General features: G+C 74.2%; 18 protein-coding genes. 8 read left to right on the forward strand and 10 right to left on the reverse strand.

The features are described from left to right. The first annotated feature begins 118 nt into the window (after window positions 1-118). Window positions 119-931, forward strand: a complete 813-nt coding sequence (locus IE237_RS41505) for a chaplin (RefSeq protein ID WP_189802363.1) — start codon at window positions 119-121, stop codon at window positions 929-931. Window positions 932-976: 45 nt separating this feature from the next. Here IE237_RS41505 and IE237_RS14775 read toward each other — a convergent pair whose 3' ends face one another. From IE237_RS14775 to IE237_RS14785, 3 genes are all read right to left on the reverse strand, one after another. After that, window positions 977-1,666 (reverse strand): DUF2293 domain-containing protein, encoded by a 690-nt coding sequence (locus IE237_RS14775; RefSeq protein ID WP_189802364.1) that lies wholly within the window; start codon window positions 1,664-1,666, stop codon window positions 977-979. Between the two features lie 13 nt (window positions 1,667-1,679). Next, window positions 1,680-2,138 (reverse strand): plasmid transfer protein KilB, encoded by a 459-nt coding sequence (kilB, locus tag IE237_RS14780; protein ID WP_189802365.1) that lies wholly within the window; start codon window positions 2,136-2,138, stop codon window positions 1,680-1,682. 68 nt (window positions 2,139-2,206) lie between these two features. Further along, complete coding sequence (locus IE237_RS14785) at window positions 2,207-3,418, reverse strand: pyridoxal phosphate-dependent aminotransferase (protein ID WP_189802366.1); 1,212 nt, start codon at window positions 3,416-3,418, stop codon at window positions 2,207-2,209. A gap of 91 nt (window positions 3,419-3,509) precedes the next feature. Between IE237_RS14785 and IE237_RS14790 the strand changes: the two genes are divergently transcribed. Next, window positions 3,510-4,139, forward strand: coding sequence for a winged helix-turn-helix transcriptional regulator (locus tag IE237_RS14790; protein WP_189802367.1), 630 nt, complete (start codon window positions 3,510-3,512; stop codon window positions 4,137-4,139). A gap of 34 nt (window positions 4,140-4,173) precedes the next feature. Here IE237_RS14790 and IE237_RS14795 read toward each other — a convergent pair whose 3' ends face one another. The 3 genes from IE237_RS14795 to IE237_RS14805 are packed head-to-tail and all read right to left on the reverse strand — an operon-like array spanning window position 4,174 to window position 5,773. Then, window positions 4,174-4,524, reverse strand: coding sequence for a MerR family transcriptional regulator (locus tag IE237_RS14795; protein WP_189802368.1), 351 nt, complete (start codon window positions 4,522-4,524; stop codon window positions 4,174-4,176). Between the two features lie 26 nt (window positions 4,525-4,550). Next, a complete protein-coding gene (locus tag IE237_RS14800; protein ID WP_189802369.1) occupies window positions 4,551-5,303 on the reverse strand; it encodes an SDR family NAD(P)-dependent oxidoreductase in 753 nt (250 codons plus the stop codon). 53 nt (window positions 5,304-5,356) lie between these two features. Beyond that, window positions 5,357-5,773: a VOC family protein gene (locus IE237_RS14805; RefSeq protein ID WP_189802370.1), complete on the reverse strand. Its 417-nt coding sequence runs from the start codon at window positions 5,771-5,773 to the stop codon at window positions 5,357-5,359. 108 nt (window positions 5,774-5,881) lie between these two features. On the opposite strand from IE237_RS14805, the gene IE237_RS14810 reads away from it, so the two are divergent. Then, window positions 5,882-6,517, forward strand: coding sequence for a nucleoside/nucleotide kinase family protein (locus IE237_RS14810; protein ID WP_189802587.1), 636 nt, complete (start codon window positions 5,882-5,884; stop codon window positions 6,515-6,517). Window positions 6,518-6,602: 85 nt separating this feature from the next. On the opposite strand, the gene IE237_RS14815 is transcribed toward IE237_RS14810, so the two are convergent. Both IE237_RS14815 and IE237_RS14820 read right to left on the reverse strand, forming a co-directional pair. Next, window positions 6,603-7,517 (reverse strand): carbohydrate kinase family protein, encoded by a 915-nt coding sequence (locus IE237_RS14815; protein ID WP_189802371.1) that lies wholly within the window; start codon window positions 7,515-7,517, stop codon window positions 6,603-6,605. Further along, window positions 7,514-8,503 (reverse strand): pseudouridine-5'-phosphate glycosidase, encoded by a 990-nt coding sequence (locus IE237_RS14820; RefSeq protein ID WP_189802372.1) that lies wholly within the window; start codon window positions 8,501-8,503, stop codon window positions 7,514-7,516. The genes IE237_RS14815 and IE237_RS14820 overlap by 4 nt, the downstream gene beginning before the upstream one ends. A 274-nt stretch (window positions 8,504-8,777) precedes the next feature. On the opposite strand from IE237_RS14820, the gene IE237_RS14825 reads away from it, so the two are divergent. From IE237_RS14825 to IE237_RS14840, 4 genes are all read left to right on the forward strand, one after another. After that, window positions 8,778-9,134: a cupin domain-containing protein gene (locus IE237_RS14825; protein WP_189802373.1), complete on the forward strand. Its 357-nt coding sequence runs from the start codon at window positions 8,778-8,780 to the stop codon at window positions 9,132-9,134. Window positions 9,135-9,463: 329 nt separating this feature from the next. Then, entirely contained in the window at window positions 9,464-10,804 is a 1,341-nt protein-coding gene (locus IE237_RS14830; protein WP_189802374.1) for a discoidin domain-containing protein, read from the forward strand. Continuing rightward, window positions 10,804-12,081: an MFS transporter gene (locus IE237_RS14835; protein ID WP_189802375.1), complete on the forward strand. Its 1,278-nt coding sequence runs from the start codon at window positions 10,804-10,806 to the stop codon at window positions 12,079-12,081. The genes IE237_RS14830 and IE237_RS14835 overlap by 1 nt, the downstream gene beginning before the upstream one ends. Further along, window positions 12,078-13,058, forward strand: coding sequence for a TolB family protein (locus tag IE237_RS14840; protein ID WP_189802376.1), 981 nt, complete (start codon window positions 12,078-12,080; stop codon window positions 13,056-13,058). The genes IE237_RS14835 and IE237_RS14840 overlap by 4 nt, the downstream gene beginning before the upstream one ends. 21 nt (window positions 13,059-13,079) lie before the next feature. Here the strand turns inward: IE237_RS14840 and IE237_RS14845 are convergent, their stop codons facing one another. Both IE237_RS14845 and IE237_RS14850 read right to left on the reverse strand, forming a co-directional pair. Beyond that, a complete protein-coding gene (locus IE237_RS14845) occupies window positions 13,080-14,369 on the reverse strand; it encodes an MFS transporter (protein ID WP_189802377.1) in 1,290 nt (429 codons plus the stop codon). A gap of 66 nt (window positions 14,370-14,435) precedes the next feature. After that, window positions 14,436-15,014, reverse strand: coding sequence for a methylated-DNA--[protein]-cysteine S-methyltransferase (locus tag IE237_RS14850; RefSeq protein ID WP_189802378.1), 579 nt, complete (start codon window positions 15,012-15,014; stop codon window positions 14,436-14,438). Between the two features lie 208 nt (window positions 15,015-15,222). Between IE237_RS14850 and IE237_RS14855 the strand changes: the two genes are divergently transcribed. Continuing rightward, on the forward strand, window positions 15,223-16,134 hold the full coding sequence (locus tag IE237_RS14855) for an MHYT domain-containing protein (protein ID WP_189802379.1): 912 nt from the start codon (window positions 15,223-15,225) through the stop codon (window positions 16,132-16,134). The last annotated feature ends 7 nt before the right edge of the window (window positions 16,135-16,141 follow it).

The following is a 16,141-nucleotide window of genomic DNA, read 5'->3' on the forward strand; positions in this document are numbered from 1 at the left end:
GAACGGAGTCCCACTCGATGGAGTGAAACCCGTCAACGGCCGGATCCGGCACGCACGTTTGTCGCGTTGATTCCGGTACGGGCACTTGCCCGTGTACACCTCCGGAAGGCAGGAAGCCATGAGGCAGATTCGCCGAAGTGGTCTGGCCACACTGTTGGTCACGGGTGGAGCACTCGCCCTCTCGGCGGGCGCCGCGCACGCCGACGCCGGTGCGCAGGGCGCCGCGGTCGGTTCGCCGGGAGTCGGTTCCGGCAACACGCTTCAGCTCCCGGTGCACGTGCCGGTCAACGTCTGCGGCAACACGGTCAATGTCGTCGGGCTGCTCAACCCGGCCGCGGGCAACAGCTGTGCCAACCACTCCGCCCGGCACGAGACCGGGGGCTACGGGGACGAGGACGGCGGCGGCCGCACCCACAAGGACGAGCCCGGCACCCCGCGCGGCGGGGAGCAGGCCGGCGGCTCGCACGGGGGCGGCTCTCACGGCGGCTCCCACGGGGGCGGCTCCTCCAACGGCGGCGGGTCCACCGCCGAGACCCACGCCGAGGGATCCCCCGGCGTGCTCTCCGGGAACGGCATCCAGCTGCCCATCGACCTCCCCGTGAACGTCAGCGGGAACTCGGTCAACGTGGTCGGCATCGCCAACCCGGCCATCGGCAACACCGCGGTGAACGGCCCGGCCAAGCCCGCGCAGCCGATCGAGAAGCCGACGCCGCGCCCCCAGACCCCCGTGCGGAACGTGCCGGTGCCGCAGGCCGAGACCGAGACCCCGGTCGTCCCCCCGGCTCCCGCGCCGCAGGGTGAGACGAGCACGGCCTCGCTGGCCGCCACGGGTTCGGACGCCATGGGCTACGCCGCTCCCGCGAGTGCGGCGCTGCTCCTCGGCGGCGCCCTGCTGTACCGCCGCGGACGCCGCACCGGCGACCAGGCCTGAGGCTCCGCCCCTCGCGGCCGGCCGACGGGGCTGACGCCCGAGCCGTCAGCCGCGTCCCCGGCCGCTCGTGGCTCCGCCGTCCCGACGCCAGGTCAGGAGCACCGCCTCGATGGCGGGCGCGACCCTCGTCCGGGCCTGGTGCCGGGGAATCCCGTGCATCAGCAGGGAGTCGTACGGCGTGTCGACGTGTCGTACGGAGGCTCGTACCGCGGCGGTGACCGCGCCGCGGTCGAGCGAGCGGCCCGCGGCCGTGCGCCCCACCCGTCCGCTGCCCTTCGCCGAGGCGTGGACGGCGATCTCCGTCGCCCGGTCCACCGGGCAGGACGGGAAGAGCCGCAGGATCTCCGCCAGGAGGACCTCGGTGATCTCGGCGTCGCGGGCCGCGCGCCGCACCGCGTCGCGGGCCCGCCGCGCGGCCCGCGCCTCCCCGTCCGCCAGGCAGGCCCGTTCCGCCTCGGCGAGCGCGGCCTCCTCGACGAGCAGGCCCTGCCGCTCGTACCGGGTGCGGCGCCGGTTGTGCCGTACGACCACGGCCCAGAGCGTGCTGGCCTCCCGGGCGCGGCGGGTCAGCGCCGTGTCCCCCCGGCGCAGGAAGACCAGATGGCCGAGATCGGCGCAGTCCAGGCAGACCGGTGCGTTGAACTCGACGATCATCCGCTCCAGCGGCCCCTGGTGGCATTCCGAGCAGCGGCGGCGCCGGAGCGGTTCGACGACGACGGGTGCGACGAGGTCCACGGCCGTTCCCCGCTCAGCGCACGCCGGGTGCGGCGGCGGCGATGAACACGGCGAGTGCCTCCTTCGCCTGCTCCGAGCGGCGGGCGCGGTCCGCCTCGTCGACCGCCTCGTGCATGCAGTGGGAATCCACGAAGGCGGCCTCGGCCAGCCGTCGGACCTCCGGGTCGTCACAGACGAGTTGGACGCGGAAGAGGGCCTGCCGGGCGGCGGTGCGCTGCCGGTAGGAGGCGTGCCGGGACTCCTCCGCCTCCTCCGAGCCGGGCTGCTGGAGCGCCCGGAACCAGCGGTCGTTCTGGCTGTGCCGGTAGTCGACGACCGCGCCCGCGAAGGCGCTGTAGGTCGCGATGCGTTCCTGCCGGAGCTGTTCGGTGCGGGCGAGCGTGGCGGTGCGCTCGGTGGCCCGACCCTGGAACCAGTGCGTGAAGATGACGCCCAACAGTGTTCCCGCCACGGCTATCAGCGCCGCATCCATGACCGGCCGCCCTCCCGTTTCCCTCGGCGTTCAGACCCGTAGATCATGACAGGAGAGGGGGCCGGACGTCACTGCCGGTAGCCGCTCAGGAAGCGGCCGATGCGGCTGATCGCGGCGTCGAGGTCGTCGGCGTACGGCAGGGTCAGGATGCGGAAGTGGTCCGGGCGCGGCCAGTTGAAGCCGGTGCCCTGCACGACCTGGATCTTCTCCCGCAGCAGCAGGTCGAGGACGAACCTCTCGTCGTCGTGGATCTTGTGCACGGCGGGGTCGAGGCGCGGGAAGGCGTACAGGGCGCCCTTCGGCTTCACGCAGGAGACGCCCGGGATCTCGTTGAGCTTCTCCCAGGCCCGGTCGCGCTGTTCGCGCAGCCGGCCGCCCGGCGCGCACAGCTCGTGGATCGACTGCCGGCCGCCGAGCGCGGCCTGGATGGCGTACTGGGCGGGGGCGTTGGGGCAGAGGCGCATGGAGGCCAGCATCATGAGGCCCTCCAGGTAGTTCCTCGCGTGCTGCTTCGGGCCGGTGACGACCAGCCAGCCGGAGCGGAAGCCCGCGACCCGGTAGGTCTTGGAGAGCCCGCCGAAGGTGAGGACGACCAGGTCGGGGGCGAGGGTGGCGGCCGGGTGGTGGACGACCTCGTCGTAGACGATCTGGTCGTAGATCTCGTCGGCGAAGACCATCAGGCCGTGGCGCCGGGCGAGTGCGAAGATGCCCTCCAGGACCTCCTTCGGATAGACCGCGCCCGTGGGGTTGTTGGGGTTGATGACGACGATGGCCTTGGTGCGGTCGGTGATCTTCGAGGCCATGTCGTCGAGGTCCGGGTACCAGTCGGCGGACTCGTCGCACAGGTAGTGCACGGGCCTGCCGCCCGCGAGCGTGATCACCGCGGTCCACAAGGGATAGTCCGGGGCGGGGACGAGGACCTCGTCCCCGTCCTCCAGGAGGGCCTGGACGGCCATCGAGATCAGCTCGGACACGCCGTTGCCGAGGAAGATGTCGTCGACGTCCACGTCCGGCAGGCCCATGGACTGGTAGCGCTGGGCGACCGCGCGCCGGGCGGAGAGGATGCCGCGCGAGTCGGTGTAGCCGTGGGCCTTGGGGAGCATCCGGATCATGTCCTGGACGATCTCCTCGGGCGCCTCGAAGCCGAAGAGCGCCGGATTGCCGGTGTTGAGGCGCAGGACGCTGTGGCCCGCCTCCTCCAGCGCGTTGGCGTGCTCGATCACCGGGCCGCGGATCTCGTAGCAGACCTCGTTCAGCTTGCTCGACTGCCGGAACTCCATGTCCGACCTCCCCAGGTCCCCGGAATCAGTGTTGCTTGGTTTTACCAAGTTCGAGCTTGGAAAGTCCAACAACATGTCTAGACTGCGTCGCATGCCACGTCAGCAACGCCGCCGCAGCTACGACCAGCACTGCGCCGCCGCGCGCGCCCTCGACCTCGTCGGCGACCGCTGGACCCTGCTCGTCGTCCGCGAACTCCTCGCCGGGCCGCGCCGCTACACCGACCTCCACGCCGATCTGCCCGGCGTCAGCACCGACATGCTCGCCGGCCGCCTCAAGGACATGGAGGGCGCCGAGCTCGTCACCCGGCGCCGGCTGCCCCCGCCCGCCTCGGCGTACGTGTACGAGCTCACCCCGCGCGGGCGTGACCTGCTGCCCGTGCTGCGCACCCTCGCCTCCTGGGGGGCACCCGACCTCGGAGAGCCGCGGCCCACCGACGCCGTCCGCGCCCACTGGTACGCGATCCCGCTCCTCGGGGCGCTCACGGAGCTCGGCGCGGGGCTCGTCCAGGTGACCCTCGACGAGGGCGAGTTCCACGTACGGCTCGGGGCCGACGGGAGCGTGTCCTACGGGGACGGCGGAGTGGACGCCCCCGACGCCCGGCTGCGGACGGACGCGGCGACCTGCCGGGCCCTCGCCGCGGGGGAACTGACGCTGAGCGAGGCGGTCGGGGCGGGCCGCGCCGCGCTCGAACGACCGGAGCGGGCTGCCGCGCCGGCCTGATCCGTGGCCGCCCCGGCCGTCGGGGCGTCGACGCTCAGGAGGACCGCGCGGCCAGGGCCTTCGCCAGCCGGTCGCGGGCCGCCGTCTGCGCCGCGATCCGCGCGTCGATCACGGCGAGCCGCTCGCGGGCGATCTCCAGGGCGCGGGCGGACGGCGGGACCGCGGAGACGTCCCCGTCCAGGCAGTCGCGGAACGGGGACACGTCGTCCAGCGTGAACCCCGCGTCCAGCAGGTACCGGATGTTCGACACCCGCGCGACCGCGACCTCCTCGTACACCCGGTACCCGTTGGCCGCGCGGACCGACGCGATCAGTCCCGCCTGCTCGTAGTGCCGCAGCGCGCGGGCCGATACCCCGGTCCGCCGGGCCAGTTCACCGATGCGCAAGGACGCCACCTCCTCGCGCAGTCGTATCACGCGACCAGCGCGCCCCCGTCGACGGGCAGGACGGTGCCGGTCAGGAAGGCGGCGTCCGGGGCGGCGAGCGAGGTGATCGCCCAGGCCACCTCCTCGGGCCGGCCGATCCGGCCGAGCGGGGTGTGCGCGAGCTGCCACGCCCGCACCGCCTCCCGCTGCTCGGGAGTGAGGCCCATGTGCTCGGCGATCGGGGTCTCGATCGCACCGGGCGCGACCGCCACGACCCGGACGCCGGCCGGCGCGAGCTCCACCGCCCAGCAGCGGGTCAGGGTCTCCAGGGCGCTCTTGGCCGCCGGGTAGACGGAGTTCGCGGGCCAGCCGCGCTGACCGATCGTCGTCGTCACGTTCACCACGACGCCCCGGGACTCCCGGAGCGCGGGGACGGCCGCCTGGGTGAGCAGGACGGGGGCGACGAGGTTCGTCTCCAGGAGCGGGGCGATCACGGAACGGTCGAGGGTGCCCAGCGGGCCGCCGGCGGAGATCCCGGCGTTGTTGACGAGGACGTCGAGGCGGCCGTGGACCGTCAGCGTGCTGCGGACGATCTCCTCGGCCGCGCCCTCCGTCGTGATGTCGGCGGGGAACGGGTGGATGCCCGGGTGCCCCTCGGCGGTCTCCCGCAGGGGTCCTTCGCGGCGGCCGACGGCGACGACCGTGGCCCCCCGCGCGGCGAAGGAGCGGGCGGTGGCCCGGCCGATGCCGGTGCCCGCGCCGGTGACGACGACGACCCTGGTGGGTGTGGTGGTGTCCATGGACCGATCGTCGGACCGTGACGCCAGTGACAAGGTCAAGCCGTGACGCGGGATCAGCTCTCCGGGCAGAGGAACTCGAGGCGGTTCCCGTGGCAGTCCGCGACGTAGAAGCGCCGGTGGTCGGGGAAGTTGCCGTCCCACGTCACCTCGACCCCCAGCCCCGTCAGCCGTTCGGCCAGGCCGTCGAGGTCGGCGACCAGGATGCCCGGGTGCCCCTTGCGGGACGGACGGAAGTCCTCCTCGACGCCCAGGTGGATCTCCAGCGCGTCCGAGCGCACCCACAGTCCGCCGCGCGCCGCGAGGACCGGCGGCTTCCGGATCTCGGTCATGCCGAGCACGTCCACGTAGAATCGGCGGCACACCTCCTCCTCGCCCGGCGGCAGGGAGAGCTGCACATGGTGCAGCCCGAGGCCGAAGGGCGTCGTCGCCTCCGTGGTCCCGTAGGACAGTGCTTCCCGGCGCCGGTCCATCGCGAGTCCTCTCCTCCGTGACTGCCGTGCGGTCGCGCGGCCAGGTCACCGTAGTGCGGAGGTGTCGGCCGGTACACGTCAGGGGGAGGGGCGGGCAGGATGAGCGGCATGCGATACGAGGCGATCACCTGGGCCCGGCTGGCGGAGACGCTCGCCGGCCACCTCGACGCGTCCGGTGCCGCGGCGGGCGACGCCTGGCTCAAGGTGGCCGTCGACGGGCCGCCCGCCGCGCCCGGGGGCGAGCTCGCCGGGCTCCTCGCCGAGGCGCTGCGCACGCGCGGGCGAGCGGTCCACGTCGTGAGCACCGGCGGCTTCCTGCGACCCGCTTCCCTCCGCTACGAGTACGGCAAGCAGGACCCCGACGCGTACTACAGCGGGTGGACCGACACCGGGGCCCTGTGGCGGGAGGTCTTCGGCCCGCTGGAACCCGGCGGCACCGGGCGCGTGCTGCCCGACCTGTGGGACCCGGTCGCGGACCGGGCGACCCGCAGCCCGTACGTCACGCTCCCGCCGCGCGGGGTGCTCGTGCTGCACGGACCCTTCCTGCTCGGCCACTGGTTCCCCTTCGACCTCAGCGTGCACCTGCGCCTCTCGCCCGCGGCCCTCGCCCGGCGCACCGAGGAGTCCTGGACACTGCCCGCCTTCGCCCGGTACGAGACGGAGGTCGGCCCCGCCGAGTCGGCGGACGCCGTCGTCCGCGCCGACGACCCGCGCCACCCGGCCTGGACGGGACTGCGGACGTAGCGCCCGCCTGTGCCGTCAGCCGTCAGCCGTCAGCCGTCAGCCGTCAGCCGTCAGCCGTCGGTCGTCGGTCGTCGGTCATCGGCCGTCAGCCGTCGGCCCGGCCGTCCGCGGGTCTGCCGCCCACGACGGTGACCGCCTCCGCGCCCGCGCGGCAGCCCGCCCCGGCGGCCCGCACCGCGCCCGCGCCCGCGAGCCGCGCCGCCAGGAACGCCCCGGTGAACGCGTCGCCCGCGCCCGTCGAGTCCACCGGCCGCACCGGGGGCGCCGCCACCCGCGCGGTGACCGCGCCGCCCTCGGCGACCAGCGCGCCCGAGGCCCCGAGCGTGACCACGACCAGCGGGAAACGCCGGCTCAACTCGGCGGCCGCCGACTCCGGTTCGCCGCGACCGGTGAGTGCCCGGGCCTCGTCGGCGTTGGGCAGCAGGGTCTCGGCGCCCTCGGCCGCCGCGAGGAACCGGTCCGCGCCCAGCTCCGCCAGGAACCCGGCGGAGGCCGGGTCCACACTCACCGGGACCCCCGCGTCCCGCGCGTCCCGCAACGCCCGGCAGGCCGTCTCGCGGCTCGTCGCCGCGAAGAACAGATACCCCGAGAGGTGCAGCCGGGCCACGCCGTCGAGCAGTCCCGCGGACCAGTCGGCGGGGGAGAGGCGCAACGCGGCCCCGCTGTCCGTCAGGAAGGTGCGCTCCGTCGAGCCGTCCACGAGCGCGATCACGGTGGCCGTCGCCGCGTCCGCGTCCGGGACGAGCAGGGGGCGCACGCCCGCCCTCCGCAGCGCCCGCTCGTGCCAGTCGGCCGCGTCCGTCCCCACCCGGCTGAGCAGCCGCACCTCGCTCGCGCCGGAACGCACCGCCCAGCAGGCCGCGTTGGCCCCGGCGCCGCCCGGGAGGGTCCGGATCTCCGCCGCCGTGTCCGTGGCGGGAGAGAGCGGGCTCCGGTGCCGGGCGACGACGTCCGTGACCACGTCGCCGACGACGAGCAGCGCGCCCCCGGCCCGGGTCACCGGCCGTCGGCGCCGGGCGCCGACGCCTCGCCCGCCCCGGCGCCGCGCGCGACCGGAGCTGCCGCACCGCCGGGCCCGGTCCTCGACGCGTAGGCCCCCGCGATGCTCGCCGCGAGCCGCACATTGCCCCGTACCGCCGCGAGGTTGGCCTCCAGGGACGCTCCTTCGGTGTGCACCATCAGGTATTCGAGGAGGAAGGGCGTCACCGCCTGACCGGTGATCCCCTTCTCCTTCGCCGCCGCGAGGCCCCGCGCCAGCACCCGGTCGTGCAGCGCGGGATCCAACTGCTCGGCCACCGGAACCGGGTTCGCCACGACGAGCGCGGCCCGGGGACCGTCGAGACCGTCCCGCGCGCGTATCACCCCCGCCACCTCCTCCGGGGTGCGCAGGGTCCAGTCGACCGGCTCGCCCGAGGAGGAGAGGTAGAAGCCGGGGAAGTGCTCCGTGCCGTATCCGACCACCGTCACCCCGAGGGTCTCCAGGCGCTGGAGCGTCGCGGGCACGTCGAGGATCGACTTGACCCCGGCGCACACCACGGTGATCCCGACCCGGGCGAGCAGCCGCAGGTCGGCGGACTCGTCCTGGGTCTCGCTCCACTCGCGGTGCACACCGCCGAGCCCGCCCGTCGCGAACACCCGTATGCCGGCCGCGTCCGCCAGCCAGGCCGTCGCCGAGACCGTCGTGGCCCCGGTCGTCCCGGTCGCCAGGGCGGGGGCCAGGTCGCGGTGGCCCAGCTTCCGCACCGACGGGTCCTCGGCGATCCGGGTCAGGGCCGCCCGGTCGAGGCCGATCCTGGCCGTGCCGTCGATCACCGCGATCGTGGCGGGGACGGCGCCCCCGGCCCGTACCGACTCCTCCAGCTCCGCCGCCACGGCGAGGTTGCGCGGGCGCGGCAGGCCGTGGGCGATGAGCGTCGATTCCAGCGCGACGACGGGCCGGCCCTCGTGGAGCGCCTCCCGTACCTCTTCGGACACCAGTGTGGACATGTCCCATTCCTTGGCGCGATCGCCGGGCCCGCAAACCTCGTCGGCGATCTCCCGCCACCCGCGGAAGGCGCCTGCGGAATCCGTGACGGGCCGCCGGGCGGACCCGGCGGGGACGGCGGCGGCGCCCTTGGAACGCCGCGCCGGAGGGCCGGTGCGGATTTCGTCGCCGCCGCGGCTCCTCGGCATCGCGCCTGGTGGGAGCCGAAACGGAGGCTGTTGTTCCAGCCGGTCCCGGCCTGGGAAGGCCTTCGGGACCCGGCTACAGTCACCGCCCATGACGACTCATGACCAGCCTTCCTTCGCCGTGCACATCCCCGACGCGGAGCTCGAGGCCGAGCCCCTCGACCCCGGCCAGATCGTTTCCGGCACGCCCGAGGTGACGGGCAAGGTGCTGTGGGAGTCGGCCGACGGCAAGCAGCTGCGCGGCATCTGGCAGATCACGCCCGGTGTCGTCACCGACACCGAGGCCAACGAGCTCTTCGTGGTGGTCTCCGGGCGCGCGACGGTCGCGGTCGAGGGTGGCGACACCCTGGAGATCGGTCCCGGTGACGCGTGCGTGCTGCGGGAGGGCGACCGGACGACCTGGACCGTGCACGAGACCCTGCGCAAGGCGTACCACATCAGCCTCTGAGGCCTGACGGAGACGGTCCGGACCCCCTGAACTCGGCGCGGGCGAGGGGGAGTCGGGAGTCTGGTAGGAAACCTTCCTATCCGCTATTCTCCCCGGCAGCGGCTCGGCGCGGCGCCCCACTCCAAGGGGCGTGACGCGCTCAGTGAGAGCTCTGACCCGGCCGCCGAGCACCACCCCGCCGTGCGGCGCCCGAATCGCCGCCCGGCAGGTCGCCCGTGCCCGCACCACCATGCGGCACGGGCGGCCCGGTCCGTGCCGCCCGGCACGGCCGAGGTGCCCCCGCACCGGTGTCCAGCTCTCGCCGACCCCTCAGGCCAGGGAGCCCAGGTATGCGCCTGTCCGTCTCCGCCCCACCTCGCCGCACCACCGACCGACTGCCCCTCGTCCTCGCCGCCGTGCTGCTGCTCGTCGGCGGACTCCTGCTCGCCCTGCCCGACCGGGCCGGCGCCGCCGCCGACACCCTGATATCCCAGGGCAGGCCGGCCACCTCCTCCTCCGTCGAGGACAGCACCTTCGGCCCGGAGAAGGCCTTCGACGGCAACTCCACCACCCGCTGGGCCAGCGCCGAAGGCTCCGACCCGCAGTGGATCCGCGTCGACCTCGGCCCCTCGGCCACCGTCTCCCGCGTCAAGCTCGTCTGGGAGGCCGCCTACGCCAAGGCCTACCGCGTCGAGATCTCCGCCGACGGCACCACCTGGACCCGGCTCGCCACCGAGACCGCGGGCAACGGCGCCACGGACGACTGGACCGGACTCACCGGCACCGGCCGCTACCTGCGCGTCTACGGGACCGCGCGCGGCACCTCGTACGGCTACTCGCTCTTCACGGTGGAGGTCTACGGCACCACCTCCACCACGCCCCCGCCCACCGGCGCCTTCACCGTCGTCGCGGCCGGTGACATCGCCGCCCAGTGCACCGCCTCCAGCAGCTCCTGCGCCCACCCGAAGACGGCCGCCCTCGCCCAGCGGATCGCGCCGTCCTTCTACCTGACGATGGGCGACAACCAGTACGACGACGCCCTGCTCTCCGACTTCCGGAACTACTACGACAAGAGCTGGGGCGTCTTCAAGGCGAAGACCCGGCCCGTGCCCGGCAACCACGAGACCTACGACCCGGCCGGCCCGCTCGCCGGCTACAAGTCGTACTTCGGCGCCATCGCCTACCCGCAGGGCAAGCCGTACTACAGCTACGACCAGGGCAACTGGCACTTCGTCGCCCTCGACTCCAACTCCTTCGACGACGCCGCGCAGATCCAGTGGCTCAAGGACGACCTCGCGCGCAACACCAAGGGCTGCCTCGCCGCCTACTTCCACCACCCGCTCTACTCCTCCGGCGGCCACGGCAACGACCCCGTCTCCAAGCCCGTCTGGCAGATCCTTTACGGGGCCAAGGCCGACCTCGTCCTCAACGGACACGACCACCACTACGAGCGCTTCGCCCCGCAGGACCCGAACGGGCGGGCCACCGCCGACGGCATCGTGGAGATCGTCGGCGGCATGGGCGGCGCCGAGCCCTACGACATCGAGACCGTCCAGCCGAACAGCCAGAAGCGGATCAGCGGACCGTACGGCGTCCTGAAGCTGGACCTCACCGACACCACCTACACCTGGCAGTACGTCGGCACCGACGACCAGGTCAAGGACTCCGGCCCGACCTACACCTGCCACTGATGTACCTCGCGACCACCGGTCGCCGCGACGCGCCGCCCCGCCCCACCGGGGCCCGGCGGCGCGTCCCCGGCACCGTCCTCGCCCTCGGCGCGGTCAGCCTCGTCACCGACGTCTCCTCGGAGATGGTGACGGCCGTCCTGCCGCTCTACCTGGTCCTCGGACTCGGCCTCTCCCCGCTCCAGTTCGGGCTCCTCGACGGCCTCTCCACCGGCGCCACCGCGCTCGTACGGCTCCTCGGCGGCGCCACCGCCGACCGCGGCGGCCGCCACAAACAGATCGGCGGACTCGGCTACGCCCTCTCCGCCTGCTCCCGGCTCGGCCTCCTCCTCGCCGGCGGGGCGACCGGCGGGATCGCCGGAGCGCTCGCCGCCGACAAACTGGGCAAGGGCGTCCGCACCGCCCCGCGCGACGCGCTCATCACCCTGCACAGCCCGCCCGAGGACCTGGGGCGCGCCTTCGGCACCCATCGCGCCATGGACACCACCGGCGCCCTCCTCGGCCCCCTCGCCGCCTTCGCGCTGCTGTGGGCGACGGCCGAGACGTACGAGGCGGTCTTCGCCGTCAGCTTCTGCGTCGGCGCGTTCGGCGTGCTGCTCTGGCTGCTCTTCGTCCCCGGACGCGTACGGGACACCCCGGACGTCCGGGACGCGCGGCCGAAGGCCCCGGCGGCGCCAAGCGCGCGTGGCGGGCTCCTCGCGGACCTGCGCTCCCCCGCGTACCGCCGGATCGTGGCCTGCGCCGCGCTCCTCGGCGCCGCCACCGTCGGCGACTCCTTCCTCTACCTGCTGCTCCAGCGACGTCTCGAACTCGACGTCACCTGGTTCCCGTTCCTGCCGCTCGGCGCGGCCGGCGTCTATCTGCTGCTCGCCGTCCCGGCAGGCCGCCTCGCCGACCGGTTCGGCCGCCGCCGCCCGTTCCTCCACGGACACGGGGCCCTGCTCCTCGCCTACGGACTGCTCCTGGCCCCCGTGCCCGGGGCGGTCGCCCTCGTGGGCGTCCTCGTGCTGCTCGGGGTCTTCTACGCCACCACCGACGGCGTCCTGATGGCCCTCACCGGACCGTTCCTCGCCGAGGGACGGCAGGCCGGCGGCCTCGCGGTCGTCCAGACCGCGCAGGCGCTCGCCCGGCTCGGCGCCGCCGTCGCCTTCGGTGCCGTCTGGACGGCGAGCGGACCGGGGACGGCCCTCGTGGCCGCGCTCCTGGCCCTCGCGGCGGCCCTGTGCTGCGCCGCCCGTCTGCTGCCGTACGGGCCGATCCCCGAAAGGACCACGACATGACCATCGCCGCCTCCACGCGCGCGCGTGTGGGGATCCTCGTCCTCGCCCTCCTGCTGCTCGGCGGCGGAGCCACCGCCTACACCCTGCGGGTCGCCTCCGGGCGGGCCGCCGCCACCGGGGCCGCGGACCCCGGCTTCACCCTCGGCGGCGGCGCCGGGGCGCTCTACGTCCGGGACGCCGCGAGCGGGCGCGTCGCGCGCGTGGACCCGGCCGCGCCCGGTGGCCGGGTGGCCGGCGGGCCCTCCTGCGACCGCTTCCACGCGGCCGGTTCCACCGCCCTCTGCCTCCAGCGGCGCCCCGGAGTCCCGGCCCGCTCGTACGTCCTCGTGCTCGACGAGCGGCTCCGCGAGGTCCGCCGCATGAGCCTGCCGGGCATCCCCAGCCGGGCCAGGGTCTCCGCCTCGGGACGCATGCTGTCCTGGACGATGTTCGCCACCGGCGACTCGTACGCGCGCTCGGCCTTCTCCACCCGCACCTCGATCCTCGACCTGCGCACCGGCTACCTGGTGAAGAACATCGAGCAGATCCCGCTCACCCTCGACGGCCGCCGCCACCACGCCCCCGACGTCAACTACTGGGGCGTCACCTTCGCCGCGGACGACAACCGCTTCTACGCCACCGTCTCGACGGGCGGCCGCACCCGTCTCGTCGAGGGAGACATGCGGAACTGGTCCGCCCGGGCCCTGCGCGAGAACGTCGAATGCCCCTCGCTCTCCCCGGACGGGACCCGGATCGCCTTCAAGAAGCGGGTGTCCGAGGGTCCGCGCGAGCCGTGGCGGCTGTACGTCCTCGACCTGGGCACCGGACGGGAGCACCCCGTCGCCGAGCGGCGCGGCATCGACGACCAGGCGCTGTGGACGGACCCGAAGACCCTCGCGTACGGGTACGGGGGAGCAGTCTGGTCGGTGCCCGCCGACGGCACGGGCACCCCGCGGCGACTGGCCGGCGGGGCCTCCTCCCCGGCGGTGCCGCGTTGAGCGTGCCCGGGCCGGTCCCGGTCAGGCCTTCCGGAGGGTGCCCCGCAGCGCGAGCGCGGCCATCGGCAGCAGCAGGCACGCGGCGATCGCGTTCAGCGGACCGTAGCCCGCCTGGGAGACGATCAGGCCCGCCGCGAGGCCGCCGACCCCGGCGGCGGTGTTCATGACGAAGTCGGAGAGCCCCTGGACGGCGGCCCGCGCGGCCTGCGGCACCGAGTCGGTGAGCAGCGCCGAGCCGGACACGAGCCCCGCCGACCAGCCCAGACCGAGGACGAAGAGGCCCAGGGCGGTCCGGCCGTGGGACGGCCCCGCCGTGCCCGCGACGAGCGCCGCCGCACCGATCAGTCCGACCGCGAGCCCGATCACCGCGAGCCGGCCCAGCCGGTCGGAGAGCCAGCCCATGAGCGGCGAGAAGGCGTACATCCCCGCGATGTGCCCGCTGATCACGAGCCCGATCAGCTGGATGTCCGCGCCGTGATGGGTGAGCGCCACCGGTGTCATCGACATGATCGACACCATGGCGGTGTGCGAGCCGGCGATGGTGACCAGGGCGAGCCGGGCCCGCGGGGACTTCCGCACCGCGTCCATGCCGGCCCGCAGGGAGCGGCCCTCCGCCGCCTCGCCCGGCCCGGCGTCCAGCGCGCGGGCGGTGAGCAGCGGGTCCGGGCGCAGCAGCACGGCCACCACGGCCGCGGCGAGCACGAAGACACCGGCGGCCCAGACGAACGGGCCGGCGGCGGCCGGGATCCCCAGGCCCGACACGCTCTTCCCGGCGGGCGCCGCCACGTTCGGGCCGAGCACCGCGCCGATGGTGGTCGCCCACACGACCGTGGAGATGGCCCGGGCCCTGCGGTCCGGTTCGGCCAGGTCGGCGGCGGCGAAGCGGGCCGCCAGGTTCGCCGAGGACCCGGCACCGAAGCCGACGAGCCCGACGAGCAGCACGGGGAAGTTCCCGAGGACCGCCCCGAGCACCACGACACCGGCCCCGAGCGCCCCGAGCAGATACGCGAGGACGAGTCCCGCCCGGCGGCCTCGCCGGGCCATCAGGGTGGCCAGCGGCATGGCGAGCAGCGCGGAACCGGCCACCGAGGCCGTCGACGCCAGACCGGACAGCGCCTCGGTGCCGCTCACGTCCCTCGCCAGGACGGCGGCGAGGGCGAAGCCGATGGCGATGCCGAGGCCTCCCAGGATCTGGGTGGCGATCAGCGCCGCCTGCACGCGTCGGCGGAGCGCGGGCAGCTCGGCGGGGGTGACGGGGGCGGATATGCCGTCGGGCACGGTGGCGTCAGGGGCACTGGGGGTATGTGTCACTTACGTGAGTGTGCCAGCCGTCCCATCCCGTGGGAACGCCGCCTCCTCCCCGGTGGCCTCCGGTGCTCAGAAGAGCGGCGCAGGCAGCACGCCCTCCAGGGCCAGCAGCTGTCTCTTCGTCTCCAGGCCGCCCCCGAAACCGCCGAGGCCGCCGTCGCTCTCCACCACCCGGTGGCACGGCACCACCACCGGCAGCGGATTGGAGCCCATCGCCGCTCCGACCGCCTGCGCCGCACCCGGCTGCCCCACGCGCCTCGCCAGCTCCCCGTACCCGACGACCGTGCCGTACGGAACGCCCGCCGCCAGCTCGCGCAGCACCTGCCGGTTGAAGCCGGTCGTCAGGGACCAGTCCAGCGGAAGGTCGAGCTCGTCCCGGTCGCCCGCGAAGTACCGGTCGAGCCGGCGTGTCACCTCCGCGAGCCGCCCCGAGGCGCACTCCACCGGCTCGGCGCCGAGCTGCCCCGCCAGCCGGTCGAGCATCCGCTCCCGCCGTGCCGCGTCGGCGTGGAACTCGACCCGCACGAGCCCCCGCCCGGTGGCGGCGAGGAAGAGCGGCCCGATGACGCTCTCCACGACCGTCCACTCCACCGTGACGGCCCGCTCCCCGCCGTCCGGCACCGCTTCCGCCCCCGTGTCGATGTCCATGCCGCCCACGGTACGACCCGGCACCGACAACGCGGTCGGAACCGACACCGAGATCACGGACCGGTCTCGCTCCGGTCTCGCGACCGGAAATTCCCCGGTCACATGGTCGCCGGGCGTCGGGCGCGCCATAATCTCGCCCCGGTAGTACTACCCAGCGGTACCGACTGTTTTCGGACGACGTTGCACCAGGGGTGGAGGACACACGCTCATGCAGGGCACGGTCGACGGATTCAGCTACGGGCTCGTCACGCCGGTGGCCGCCTTTCTCATGGCCTGCCTCGGCGGCGCCCTCGGTCTGAGGTGCACCACCAGATCGCTCCGCCACCGCGACACCTTCAAGGCGGGCTGGCTCGCCCTCGGCGCCACCTCGATCGGCACCGGCATCTGGACCATGCACTTCATCGCCATGATGGGCTTCTCGGTCCGGCAGGCGCCCATCAACTACGACCGCCCCATCACCTTCGCCAGCCTGGGTGTCGCCGTCCTCATGGTCGGCATCGGCATCTTCATCGTCGGCTACCGCGGCGCGACCGCCCTCACCCTGGTCACCGGCGGCACGATCACCGGCCTCGGCGTCGCCACCATGCACTACCTCGGCATGGCCGGTATGCGCCTCCAGGGCCGGATCGAGTACGACACGCTCACCGTCGCCCTCTCCGTGGTCATCGCCGTCGTGGCCGCCACCGCGGCCCTCTGGGCGGCCGTCTCCGTCCATGGATTTCTGGCCAGCCTCGGCGCGAGCCTGGTGATGGGAGTCGCCGTCAGTGGTATGCACTACACCGCCATGGCCGCCGTCAGCGTCCACCTGCACGGGGCCGAGGCCCGGACCGGGACCGGAGACACCGCCACCTCGCTCCTCCTACCCATGCTCATCGGCCCGGCGGTCTTCCTGATCCTGGCCGCCGTCGTCGTCATGTTCGACCCGCTGCTCGTGATGGGCGACCCGGACTGGCAGCGGCCCGCCGCCCGGACCCCGCACCGGCCCGGCGTGCCCGCCCCGCGCCATGTCCCGTCCTACGGCGAGCCCGCCAACTGGAGCGCCCGCCCCGCCGGCCGGGGCCCCGGCCGGACCGCCCGCAGGAGCGTCCCGCGCGGCGGACACCGTTCCCAGGACTGGTGACGGGACA

The sequence above is a fragment of the Streptomyces tanashiensis genome (assembly GCF_014648895.1).
Classification (GTDB): domain Bacteria; phylum Actinomycetota; class Actinomycetes; order Streptomycetales; family Streptomycetaceae; genus Streptomyces; species Streptomyces tanashiensis.